Origin of the sequence: Pseudozobellia sp. WGM2, assembly GCF_017810075.1 — a bacterium.
Classification (GTDB): Bacteria; Bacteroidota; Bacteroidia; order Flavobacteriales; family Flavobacteriaceae; genus JADNYK01.
In genome coordinates, this window is record NZ_JADNYK010000001.1 from 180,969 (window position 1) to 194,213 (window position 13,245).

Here is a 13,245-nt window from a genome sequence, read left to right on the forward strand (position 1 = left end):
AAAGGTCTACACTATCACATTCTTTACAGGAAGTAAAGTCTTTATTTATTGCTTTTTATATTTAATAGTGGCATCACTTAGTTAATATTTGAGTATAGAAAACATTGTAAGGGTTATGAAATTAATGTTGGAAGGGTGGAATTAATAATCAGCGTATCAACCATTACGATAGGTGCTTACTATATGGTTTGAAAATCTATAAAAAAATTAGACGGAATAGTCGATAGTCATACACTTACTATAATAATGGACTACATATTAGTATGATTTAATTTTATAAACACAGGAAATAATTCAATTATCTAATTATTGATTCGATAGAAACAATGACGAAAGGAAGAATTTTATAGTGATAAATTATAAACATCCAATTTGGTAAAAAAAAACCTACGGAGCTAGCTCCGTAGGTGTAATGTTATGTTTTAAGATTTCAACTTTGTTTTATTAAAATTAATCTCGATTAGTATACTTATAGTCTCCCATCAACAGGAATTTTAAGTATACTCTTAACATCATATAATACTCCATTTTCATTCAGACAAGATTTAATATCCATCTCCAAAAATTCTTTATGGGCTACAGTTAAAACTACCGCATCATAAGTCTCATTTGGTAAATTTTTGGTAGTCTCTATTTGATACTCCCTCATAACTTCAGAACTTGAAGCCCAAGGGTCTAGAATCGTGATTTCCGTTCCATATGACTTCAAATTATTTATGACATCTACCGCTTTGGTATTTCGAACATCAGGACAGTTCTCTTTGAAAGTAATTCCTAAAATAAGAATTTTAGCCTTCTTAATTTTAATATCTCTTTGAACCATCAACTTTATAACTTCAGAAGCAACGTATTTTCCCATTCCGTCATTCATTCGTCTTCCGGCTAAGATAATTTCCGGGTGGTAACCATATTCTTGAGCTTTCTGTGCTAAATAATATGGGTCTACACCTATACAGTGTCCACCAACTAGTCCTGGCTTGAAGGGTAAAAAATTCCATTTCGTACCTGCAGCTTTTAGAACTTCGTCTGTGTCGACCCCCATGAGATTAAAAATTTTAGCCAGCTCATTTACGAAGGCGATATTAATATCTCTTTGGGAATTTTCTATAACTTTAGCGGCTTCCGCAACTTTAATACTTGGGGCTAAATATGTTCCTGCTGTAATAACGGAAGCATATAGCTGGTCTATTTTTTTTCCTATAATTGGGGTTGATCCAGAAGTGACCTTTAAAATCTTTTCTACCGTGTGCTCTTTATCTCCAGGATTAATTCGCTCTGGAGAATAACCAACAAAAAAATCTTGATTGAATTTTAGATTGCTAACATTTTCAAGAACGGGTACACATTCGTCTTCCGTGGCCCCTGGGTAAACTGTAGATTCATAAACTACAACGTCCCCCTTTTTTAATACAGCACCTACAGTTTGACTGGCTTTGTAGAGAGGCGCTAAGATAGGTCGATTAGTACTGTCAACAGGAGTTGGTACAGTAATGATATAATAAGTACAGTCCTCGAGATTTTTTGATTGACTTGTACAAAATAGTCCCTTTTTATCTGTGGGGCTGTCGACTAAAACTTTATGAAGTATTTCATCACTTACTTCTAATGTGGTGTCGGTTCCAGATTGTAGTTCGTTTATTCTACTTTGATTAATGTCAAAGCCAACTACGGAATATTTTGTGGCAAAAAGCCTAGCGAGTGGCAAACCTACATATCCTAAGCCAATTATTGCTATTTTAGGTGAATTCATACTTACTTAATTTAAATTATGCCAATACCAGTCCATTGCTGACTTTAAGCCAGTCTTGATGTCGTATTGGGGATTATATGCTAATTTTTCACGGGCTTTCTCTATTGATGCCAGTGAATGTGGAACATCTCCTTTCCGTTCTGGACCATACACAGCATCTACCTCCATTATTTTGGAATCATAAGCCCTCAAATATTCCTTTAATAAGGTCACCAGCTCCTTTAGATTGGTGCGTTCTCCATATGCCACATTGTAAACGGTGTTAATGGCTTCCTTATTGTCTGTCATTAGTGCTCTTAAATTCATTTCAATGACATTATCAATATATGTGAAATCTCTAGAAAAACTCCCATCTCCATTGATGATTGGAGATTCATGATTCATTAATTGAATGGTGAATTTCGGGATTACTGCTGCGTATGCACCGTTCGGGTCTTGTCTTCTGCCAAAGACATTAAAATAACGGAGGCCAACGGTTTCCAAACCATACGTTTTGGAGAAGACTTCGGCATATAGTTCGTTAACATATTTGGTTATAGCATAGGGGGATAAGGGTTTTCCGATTATTTCCTCTTTCTTGGGCATAGATATAGAATCTCCGTAGGTGGAAGAGCTGGCGGCATAGACAAAACGTCTGACGTGAGCATCTCTAGCAGCTACCAACATATTTAGAAATCCTGAAACATTTACTTCATTACTGGTAATTGGGTCGTTTATTGAACGAGGAACTGATCCTAGAGCAGCCTGGTGGAGGATATAATCTACATTTTCACATGCTTTTATACACGTTTCCAAGTTTCGAATGTCTCCCTCAATAAGAGTGTAATTTTCGTTTTCCAGAAATGGTTGTATATTTTCTCTTTTTCCGGTAGCAAAATTATCTAAACAGGTAACTTTATTACCATTTTTAAGTAAAAATTCGCTAATGTTGGAGCCGATAAAGCCCGCACCTCCAGTTACTAAAATTTTATAATTTGAAGGGAAGTTGATGTTAGCAAGTGCCATTTGTAATTAGATTTGATTTATAAACCTTTATATTTAAGGCCTTCAGTTCTTGAAAATAGTTTATGTTTATTACTTGGTGTAATAGGAATTGTACCAATCCACAAACTTTTGAACACCTTTGTTGACTTGGGTATTCGGTCTATAATTATAATCTTTGATTAAATCTGTAACATCCGCCCAGGTTCTTTCCACATCTCCGGGCTGCATGGGCATCATATTTTTCTCGGCTCTTTTTCCCATACTGTTTTCAATGGCTTCAATAAAGTCCATCAATTTAACCGAATTGTTGTTACCGATATTATAGACTTTATATTTATCTCTTTTATCTGGGGAACTTGTAATGATTCTATAAACACCCTCTACTATGTCATCAATATAGGTGAAATCTCTTTCCATTTTACCGTGATTAAACACCTTGATGGGTTTGCCGTTCGCTATGGCGTCGGTAAAAAGAAATAAGGCCATGTCGGGTCTTCCCCATGGCCCATAAACCGTGAAAAAACGTAATCCGGTAGTGGTGATATTAAAAAGATGGCTATAGGTGTGCGCCATTAGCTCATTACTCTTTTTACTTGCGGCGTAAAGACTAATAGGATGGTCAACACTATCATGGGTCGAAAATGGTATTTTTTCGTTCAGCCCATAAACACTAGAACTCGAGGCATATACCAAATGCTCGACCTTATTATGCCTACAACATTCCAGAAGGTTCAAATACCCTACAATATTACTGTCGATATAGGTTTCAGGATTTTCTATACTGTAACGGACCCCTGCTTGAGCAGCAAGATTGCAAACTTTAGAAATTTTTTCTTTTTTAAACAGTTGGGGTAGGGCATCTCTATCTTCTAAATTCATACGAACAAACGAAAATTTTTGTTTATGAATTGAGCTGTGAAATGTTTCTTTGAAAATTTCAGCGTTTTCTCGCGAGATTCCCAATTGTTCTAGTCGGCTGAATTTAAGATTAACATCGTAGTAATCATTAATATTATCCAAGCCAACCACCTCATGGCCTTCTTTGACCAATTTTTCACAAAGATGGTAGCCGATAAATCCAGCAGCCCCAGTGACTAAAATTTTCATGATTGACCTATTTTATAATATTGGAAACCTATCTTTTCCATATCTTCTTTTTGTAATAAACGTCTTCCGTCAAATACAAAGGCCGGCTTCAACATTTTGTTGAAAATCTCTTTCCAAGAATAGCCCTTGAATTCATCCCACTCTGTAAGAATAGCTATGGCGTGAGCATCAACTGCTGCATCCATGGGGTCGTTTACCACTTTGAGAAGAGTTCTGTTTTCTTCGGGAGAGCGTGTGCCTAAATTATCTAGGTCGGCATAAATTTGTTTCTCAGAGACTTTAGGATCATATACGACAATCTCTGCCTTTTCTTCTAATAGAGCATCGGCGATGTTAATGGCTGCCGATTCTCTAGTGTCATTGGTGTCTTTTTTAAAGGCCCATCCGTAGAAAACTATTTTTTTTCCTGAAACGGTATTGTAAAGCGTAGAAATTATATTTTCGGCAAACCTTCTCTTTTGATAATCGTTCATGATGATTACTTGCTCCCAATAGTCGGCTACTTCTGTTAAACCAAAACTTCGAGATATATATACCAAGTTTAAAATATCTTTTTGAAAACAAGAACCACCGAAACCTACCGAGGCATTTAAGAATTTAGCGCCGATTCGACTATCGGTACCAATAGCCCTTGAAACCTCGGCCACATTCGCATCAGTTCTTTCACAAAGTGCGGAAATTGCATTTATAGAAGACACTCTTTGTGCTAAAAAAGCATTGGCTACGAGCTTCGAAAGTTCTGAAGACCATACGTTTGTTTGAAGAATACGCTCTTTGGGCAACCAGTGTTCATAAATTGAACTCAGCGTGTCTTTTGCTTCTTGACCTGAGGCTGTTTCATCACCACCTATTAAAACTCGGTCAGCTTTTAAAAGATCTTCTATTGCTGTGCCTTCTGCCAAAAATTCTGGGTTGGATAGAATTTCAAAATTCACACCATTCCCCGTATTTTCCAAGATACTTTTAATCGCACTGGCAGTTCTAACTGGTAGTGTAGATTTTTCAACAACGATTTTATCCGTTTTGGCGACTTTCGCAATGTTTCTAGCGCAGAGCTCTACAAATTTGAGGTCAGCAGCTTGACCCTTACCTTTTCCATAAGTTTTTGTAGGGGTGTTAACTGAAATGAAAATTATCTCGGCCTCATCGATAGCTTTATCAACTTCGGTAGTGAAAAAAAGATTTTTTCCTCTGGTCTTTTCTACAATTTCACTAAGACCTGGCTCATATACAGGAAGGTTATCTAGGTTGCTATCGTTCCATTGGTCGATCCTATTTTGATTGATGTCTACGACGGTAACGGTGATTTCAGGACATTGACTAGCAATGACCGACATGGTTGGTCCACCCACGTATCCCGCACCTATACAGCAAATTTTATTAACTTTTTTCATGATAAAAGGCATTTCGTTTGGCTGCAAAGATTACCAATTAACTCAAAAAAAACCTACTTTTTTTCGATTAAAAAGAATTAATTCGGATTAAGCGAAAATTGAAGACTTAATAACCTTGACTACTTTGGCTACTTTTATAGAGGTGCTTTTTCGTATTGTAAGTACATAACATCTATTAAGTGTTAATTACGACTGATCAACTTTTCGCCATTTATCTAATATTCTGTGTGCTTGGTAGTATTTTTGGTATGAGTGTGACATCAGATTAAACGATAGTAATTATCTTCGCCTTTATAGTAGGTTTTCAGTATATGAAGATTCAAGTAAATTATCAATATAATAATAACCCAATTTTAATTACCAGATGAAGAAAATACTTATTACAGGTGCTGCGGGCTTTTTGGGCTCTCATTTGTGCGATCGCTTTATCAGGGAGAATTTTCATGTTATCGGGATGGACAATCTGATAACGGGAGATCTTAAGAATATAGAGCATTTGTTCAAGCTTGAAAATTTTGAGTTTTACAATCACGATGTCACAAAATTCGTAAGCGTGCCAAAAGAACTGGATTATATTCTTCATTTTGCATCACCTGCAAGCCCAATCGATTATTTGAAAATACCTATTCAAACATTGAAGGTGGGTGCTCTAGGAACGCACAATTTGTTAGGGTTGGCAAAAGTAAAAAAAGCGCGAATACTAATAGCTTCTACATCTGAGATTTATGGGGATCCTTTGGTGCATCCTCAGACTGAGGAATACTATGGTAATGTAAATACTATTGGGCCTCGTGGAGTGTATGATGAAGCTAAAAGGTTCATGGAGTCTATTACTATGGCATATAATAGATTTCATGGACTGGAAACCCGAATTGTGAGAATTTTTAATACCTATGGCCCTCGAATGCGCTTGAATGATGGTCGTGTTATACCAGCTTTTATTGGTCAAGCGCTTCGAGGCGAAGATTTAACTGTATTTGGCGATGGTAGTCAAACGCGGTCTTTTTGCTATGTGGATGATGAAGTAGAAGGCATTTATCGACTTTTACTTAGTGATTATGATATGCCTGTTAATATAGGTAACCCTCATGAAATTACTATTAAAGACTTTGCTGAGGAAATTGTGAAACTAACAGGCACGGATCAAAAGATTATTTATAAACCACTTCCCAAAGATGATCCAATGCAAAGACAACCGGATATTTCCAAGGCAAAAGAAATTTTAGGGTGGGAACCTAAGGTGTCAAGAGAAGAGGGAATGAGAAAAACTTACGAATACTTTAAATCTCTACCGGAAGAGGAGCTTTATAAAAAAGAGCATAAAGATTTTACCGAATACAATAGAGTGTAGAGAGTTTATTAAATGTTAAATTTCTTTATTTCGGAAATTTTAATTTTGTGGTAAGATGTTGATTAGGAATTGAGATGGGAGTCTTGTTATATTTTGGAGATGTTAAATTAAAATGTTTGTTACATCTTAATGGTTTTGTAGAACGTACTTATAGTGTCACATATGATAAATTATTCAAATGCGGTTGACCGATTTTTCACGTGATTTAGCTAAATATGTAGTTTTGAGAATGTTTTAAACTTAGTTTTACAAACTCAATGTATTAGAATAAGGTAAAATTGTATTTGAGCATTGAATCCCCAAAAAAATGACTAAAACCGAAAAAAGGTGAAGAGTATTACATCGAGCAAAATTTGGTTATCCTCTCCTCATATGGGTGGTACTGAAGAAAAATATGTTCAAGAGGCATTTGATACCAATTGGGTAGCTCCTCTTGGCCCCAATGTTAATAATTTCGAAAAGGCAATAGCGGAATATATTGATGACGATGTTTATGTGGCAGCCCTGAGTTCTGGTACGGCGGCTATACATCTAGCTTTAGAACTTTTGGAAGTGTCAAAAGGTGATGAAGTTATCTGTCAGAGTTTTACTTTTTCTGCATCGGCTAACCCTATACTCTATTTAGGCGCTACTCCTATTTTTGTTGATAGCGAGAAAGATACTTGGAACATGTCGCCGGAATTACTTGAGGAGGCAATTGAAAATCGACTTAAAAACGGAAAAAAACCAAAGGCAATTATAGCGGTTCACCTTTATGGAATGCCCTACAAAGTCAACGAACTATCTGAGATTTCAAATAAATATAATATTCCGATTGTTGAAGATAGCGCAGAAGCTTTGGGAAGCTCCTTTCGTGAAAACAAATGTGGAGCTTTTGGTGATATCGGTGTTTATTCTTTCAACGGGAATAAAATCATTACTACTTCAGGAGGCGGTGCTTTGGTTACCCGAAACGAAGAATTGAAAAAGAGGGCAGTTTTTTTAGCTACCCAGGCCCGTGATGATGCACCGCATTATCAACATTCTTATGTAGGTTACAACTATCGCTTGAGCAATGTACTTGCTGGTATTGGTAGAGGACAAATGGAAGTTTTAAACGATAGAGTAAAGGCAAGAAGGGCCAATTACGATTTTTACTTTAAAAATTTGGGAGGTTCAAACAAGATTGAATTTTTGCAAGAACCTGATGGTTATTATTCAAATCGATGGTTAACATGCGTTCTCACTTCGTCCTTTGAAAAAAGAGAGGAAATACGTCTTGCTCTTCTAGAACAAGACATAGAATCTAGGCCATTGTGGAAGCCTATGCATTTGCAACCGCTGTTTGAGGGTTACCCTAATTTTTCCAATGGCACCTCTGAAAACTTGTTTGAACGAGGTCTTTGTCTGCCTAGTGGGTCAAACCTTAGAACAGAAGATTTAGTTAGAATAATTGAAATTATTAGAACCAAAATTTAAAATCATGATCAAAGATTTCTTGGTAAATAATGCGCATCGATACGCTTCAAAATGGCTTGTTTTGTTTATTGATGTATGTATGATAACTGTTTCCTTTGTGTTGTCATATATTATTAGGTTTAATCTCACCTTAGATTTTGAATTAGATAAATTATTTATTCAGCTACCAATAATCGCTCTAATCGCAATGGCTTCTTTTGTCTTTACCGGCTCTCATAAGGGGGTGGTTAGGCATACAGGGGTAAGAGACGTATATAATATTTTCAATGCTATTTGCCTTTCGAGTATTCTTCTCATTTCCATGGTGCTTTTCAACAGAGAGTTGGGCATGTTCGAAAATTTTACTGTTCCGCTCGGCATCATAATAATTCATAGCCTATTGAGTTTTGTAGCGCTAACCAGTTCACGGTATGTTTTTAAGTCGCTATACACGAATTTCATGGCTCGTGACTTCAAGATTAACAAGAATGTTTTGATATATGGGGCGGGTGAATCGGGGATTTTAACTCAGAACGCATTGGTAAACCATACTAAAAGTAAGGTTCGTGTAGTGGGTTATGTCGATGAAGATGTTAAGAAGGTAGGTAAGCAGATAAATGGGGTTAAAGTATTTCATAAGGATATTCTGACAAAAGATTTTTTTGTAAAAAATAGTATTTCTGAAGTAATTTTTTCCATTCAAAATATAGATCCCAAAGATTTAAAAATTTTAGTAGAAGGGTTGGTTGATTTTCCGGTACAAGTTAAAATTGTTCCTCCCGTAGAACAATGGATTAATGGAGAATTAAAAGTCTCACAAATTAAACAAATCCAGATTGAAGACCTTTTAGATAGGGCCCCTATCAGTATTAAGAATTCTAAGATTTCTGATCAAGTTAAGAATAAGGTTGTTTTGGTTACTGGTGGTGCCGGTTCAATTGGTAGTGAAATTGTTCGTCAAGTATGTACGTACAATTATAAATCTTTAATTATAATAGATCAAGCAGAATCTGCCTTATACGATTTACAGCAGGAACTTAAGCAAAATGGTTTTCATAATTTCATTCCTATTGTGGGTGATGTACGTGACAAAAACCGTCTTAACAATTTGTTTCAAGAACATCGTCCAGATATTGTGTTTCATGCAGCCGCTTATAAACATGTACCTTTGATGGAGTACAACTCTTATGAGGCCATTAAGATAAATATTGCAGGTACTAAGGTGGTCGCTGATCTTTCAATGAGTCATGGTGTTGAGAAATTTATCCTTATCTCGACCGATAAGGCGGTGAACCCGACCAATGTTATGGGAGCGACAAAACGCATCGCAGAGATGTATGTGAGTTGTATGCAGCAACATGGAAAAACAAAGTTCATAACCACTAGATTTGGTAATGTATTAGGTTCTAATGGTTCGGTAATTCCTCTATTTAAGAAACAAATTGATAAAGGAGGACCCTTAACCGTTACGCATGCCGATGTAACTAGGTTTTTCATGACTATACCAGAAGCTTCCCAATTAGTATTGGAAGCCGGGGCTATGGGCGATGGGGGTGAGATATTTATATTTGACATGGGTGAGTCAGTTAAAATATATGATTTGGCCAAAAATATGATTAAGCTATCAGGTTTAAAATATCCAGAGGATATTGACATTAAAATTACTGGATTGCGACCCGGAGAAAAGTTATATGAAGAGCTGCTGGCCAATGGTGAAAATACAATGCCCACTTATCATAAAAAAATCATGATTAGTAAGACCCGAGAATTAGATTATACAATGGTGAGGTCTAAAATTGACGAACTATGTGTTTCTAATATGTTCTTTAATGGTAGTACAATAGAGTTGATGAAAAAAATTGTACCTGAGTTTATTTCAAGTAACTCTGAACTATGTGTTCTAGATAAAAAAGAAGGTAAAAAAGTCAAAACCGCTCAATTGAAAAAAGTACTCTAATTTTTTCACTATCATTGCATCAAAAATTTTAACTATGTTCAAATTGAATACATCTCGAAATCACTTTTATACAATATTATGCTTGGCCGTACTTGTTTTGACCTCTTGCGCATCAAGAAAGGAAGTCGTGTACTTTCAGAATACTGGAGATTTTGAAACTCTAGTTGATAAAAATAGTTTTACACCAAAATTTAAAGTAGATGATTTAGTGAGTATTTATGTCTCTACTCTAGATAGTGAGGCAAGTGCACCATTTAATTTATTTAGAGGTGGATCCGAAGGAGGATTAAGGCCAGAACAAGTAGATTATTTGATAGATAAGGACGGGGAAATAGATTTTCCTGTGATAGGAAAATTGAAGATTGCCGGTTTATCATCAGAGGAAGTAAGGGTGCTTTTAAGAGACAAGTTGTCCGACTACCTTAAAGAACCAATAATCAATATTCGATTAAGAAACTTTAGTGTAACCGTATTGGGAGAGGTCAATAGACCTGGTACATACCCAGTAAACGGAGAGAGAATTACAGTATTAGAGGCTTTAGGTCTGGCTGGTGATTTGACCATTAAGGGAATTCGTGAAAATGTAATGGTCATACGTGACTTTGATGGCACAAAAGTTTATACCCGAGTGAATTTAACCAATAAAGATGCCTTGAGCTCACCAGTTTACTATTTGACTCAAAATGATGTAGTGTATGTTGAGCCAAATAACTCTGCAATAAAAACTTCGGCCCTTGACAATAGAGCATCTATTTATGTTTCAGTAGCTTCATTACTTATCACTTCAACAGTACTATTAATTACAAGAAATTGATATGAGTGAAAATTCTCAAGGAGTAGCATTGAATGGAGACAATTTAAAGGATTCCATTAATGCCTACACAAAACATTGGAAATGGTTTGCTTTTTCTATATTCTTAGCTTATTTATTGGCATTTGTATACATTAGATATGCAACACCGAAATATGCTGTGCAAACTCAAATACAAATTCTAGAGGATAAGACCTCTGGTTCAGAGCTTGATGTCTTTCAAGATATCTCTATTTTGGGAGGGGGAAAGAATAAAGTTGAAGATGAGCTTCGTATAGTGAATTCTCGCTCTAATTTTATAGCTGTAGTTAGAGAACTAAACCTTAATACTAGAATTTTGGTTCAAGGTAATATTAAAGAGACTGAATTATACCAAAACCCTCCTGTCAATTTAAGTTTTATAGCTGCAGACTCTACGGTTAACAAATCCAATTTTGAATTTTTCATAACTATTTCATCTTCTACAACTTTTGGGTACTCGGAAGAAGAGGATAAGCCTATGGAAGTTTATGCTTTTGGTAAAAATATACCCACTCCCTTAGGAGATGTTGTTATTACTCCCAACGTAGGGGTTTTTGAAAAGTATAAAGAGGAAAAATTAAGAGTTTCCGTAAGACCCATTGAAGAGGTAGCTCAAGAATATAGAACAAAAATATTGGTCACGAATCCTGGAGAGTTCTCAAATATTGTTAATTTAAGTTTAGAGGATCCTATAAGGGAAAAGGCAACCAATATTTTAGATGCTTTAGTTCGGGTTTATAATCTGAATGCCATTCAGGACAAGCAAATAATTGCAGATAGAACTTCTAATTTTATAGATGAAAGAATTTCAAATATAGCTTCAGACTTATCCAGTGTTGATCAGTCGGCTCAAGATTTCAAAACGGAAAAAGGAGTTACCGACATTCAAGCAGAAGCTAACGTAAATTTAAATGTAGGTGTAGCTAATCAACAAGAATTGGCAAATGCGAGAAATCAGTTGAACATGGCTGCATCTATGCAAGAGATTGTGCAGCAACAAGGTAGTTTTGAGGTTTTGCCCACTAATTTAGGTCTTTCTGACCCCACTATTTCTAGTACAACGGATAGGTATAATCAGCTCGTTTTAGAAAGACGGCGGTTACTGAAAAGCTCAAACGAAAAGAATCCAGTTATTGTTAACCTTGATCAACAGATAGAGGGGTTGAAAAGGAGTATGCAGTCTAGTTTGAGTAGCACTGTAAGTAATCTAGGCTTGACTGTAAACTCACTAAGTGGGCAACAAGCGAGATTTAATTCAAAAATATATTCTTCTCCCGCAAATGAAAGAGCTCTTCGAGATATAACCCGACAACAGCAAACTACAGAATCTTTATATCTTTATTTACTTCAAAAGAGAGAAGAAGCACAGATTACCGCGGCATCAAGCTCTCCTAAGTCTAAGGTCATTGATAGAGCATATAGCTTAAGCCCGTTGCCAGTCTCACCAAAAAAAACTCTTATTTACTTGGCTTCATTTATATTGGGCCTTTCAATTCCCTTTTCTATTATTTATATTAAAGACTTAATGGATAACAAAGTTCATAATATGAATACCCTTGAAAATTTAGTTAGGGATATACCTATATTAGGGGAATTGCCAAAATTATCTAAAAAAGATGATATGGTAGTTGTTAAAGAAGACCGTTCAATTTTAGCAGAATCTTTGCGTATTATTAGAACTAACTTAGATTATATTATTAAAACTAAAAAATCTGCTGATGGCAGAGGAAATATTATATTCGTGACATCAAGCGTTCCTGGCGAAGGAAAAACCTTTCTTTCTACTAATTTATCGATGATTGCAGCTAGTACTAATAAAAAAGTGTTATTAATAGGAGCTGATATTCGAAATCCCAAACTGTACACATTTTTTACTGGTAGTAATGTAGATAAAATGTCAAAGCCTAGTAGAAACAAAGATGCTGGTCTTACAGAATATTTATACGATAATACTCTTGAAGTCAAAGACATTATAAATCCAATGTTGGTACATCAAAATACAATAGACGTCATATATTCTGGTAGAATTCCTCCAAATCCAGCAGAGCTACTTATGAGTCCAAGAATGAAAGACCTTTTTAATGAGGTTGCTGACAATTATGATTATATTATAGTTGATACCGCTCCTTTAATGGTAGTTACTGACACACTTCTTATTAGTGAGTATGCTAACTTATTAATCTATGTTACAAGAGCTGGAGTAACAGAAACACGAGCTATAGATTACCCAATTAAACTTCAACAAGAAGGTAAGATAAAAGGATTGTCTTTTGTTGTGAACGATGTTGAAACATCTAATCTTGGTTACGGTGGTAAATATGGTTATGGTTATGGCAAGACTCAAAAAAAATGGTGGAAGTTTTAATTCGGAATTTTATAAAAAGATTTCTCTCAGTTTGTTGAGTAAATTTAATTTGGTAATTTCTAAATTAT

Annotated in this window: 9 protein-coding genes; 5 read left to right on the forward strand and 4 right to left on the reverse strand. The window is 35.6% G+C overall.

What is annotated here, in order from left to right; all coding sequences use genetic code 11:
- Nucleotides 1-469 precede the first annotated feature (469 nt).
- From IV512_RS00720 to IV512_RS00735, 4 genes are all read right to left on the reverse strand, one after another.
- On the reverse strand, nucleotides 470-1,750 hold the full coding sequence (locus IV512_RS00720; protein WP_209399721.1) for a nucleotide sugar dehydrogenase: 1,281 nt from the start codon (nucleotides 1,748-1,750) through the stop codon (nucleotides 470-472).
- A gap of 6 nt (nucleotides 1,751-1,756) precedes the next feature.
- The gene (locus IV512_RS00725; protein ID WP_209399723.1) at nucleotides 1,757-2,755 is read right to left on the reverse strand and encodes an SDR family oxidoreductase; all 999 of its coding nucleotides are present in this window, start codon (nucleotides 2,753-2,755) and stop codon (nucleotides 1,757-1,759) included.
- 69 nt (nucleotides 2,756-2,824) lie between these two features.
- Entirely contained in the window at nucleotides 2,825-3,841 is a 1,017-nt protein-coding gene (locus tag IV512_RS00730) for an NAD-dependent epimerase (protein ID WP_209399726.1), read from the reverse strand.
- Nucleotides 3,838-5,235 (reverse strand): nucleotide sugar dehydrogenase, encoded by a 1,398-nt coding sequence (locus IV512_RS00735; protein WP_209399728.1) that lies wholly within the window; start codon nucleotides 5,233-5,235, stop codon nucleotides 3,838-3,840. The genes IV512_RS00730 and IV512_RS00735 overlap by 4 nt, the downstream gene beginning before the upstream one ends.
- Nucleotides 5,236-5,599: 364 nt before the next feature.
- Between IV512_RS00735 and IV512_RS00740 the strand changes: the two genes are divergently transcribed.
- From IV512_RS00740 to IV512_RS00760, 5 genes are all read left to right on the forward strand, one after another.
- Entirely contained in the window at nucleotides 5,600-6,586 is a 987-nt protein-coding gene (locus IV512_RS00740; protein WP_209399730.1) for a UDP-glucuronic acid decarboxylase family protein, read from the forward strand.
- Between the two features lie 327 nt (nucleotides 6,587-6,913).
- A complete protein-coding gene (locus IV512_RS00745) occupies nucleotides 6,914-8,044 on the forward strand; it encodes a DegT/DnrJ/EryC1/StrS family aminotransferase (RefSeq protein ID WP_371743240.1) in 1,131 nt (376 codons plus the stop codon).
- A gap of 4 nt (nucleotides 8,045-8,048) precedes the next feature.
- Complete coding sequence (locus IV512_RS00750) at nucleotides 8,049-9,980, forward strand: nucleoside-diphosphate sugar epimerase/dehydratase (RefSeq protein ID WP_209399733.1); 1,932 nt, start codon at nucleotides 8,049-8,051, stop codon at nucleotides 9,978-9,980.
- 34 nt (nucleotides 9,981-10,014) lie between these two features.
- Nucleotides 10,015-10,794 carry a polysaccharide biosynthesis/export family protein gene (locus IV512_RS00755; RefSeq protein WP_209399735.1) on the forward strand — a complete coding sequence of 260 codons (780 nt, stop codon included), beginning with the start codon at nucleotides 10,015-10,017 and terminating at the stop codon, nucleotides 10,792-10,794.
- A gap of 1 nt (nucleotide 10,795) precedes the next feature.
- Nucleotides 10,796-13,177, forward strand: coding sequence for a polysaccharide biosynthesis tyrosine autokinase (locus IV512_RS00760; protein WP_209399737.1), 2,382 nt, complete (start codon nucleotides 10,796-10,798; stop codon nucleotides 13,175-13,177).
- Nucleotides 13,178-13,245: the final 68 nt, after the last annotated feature.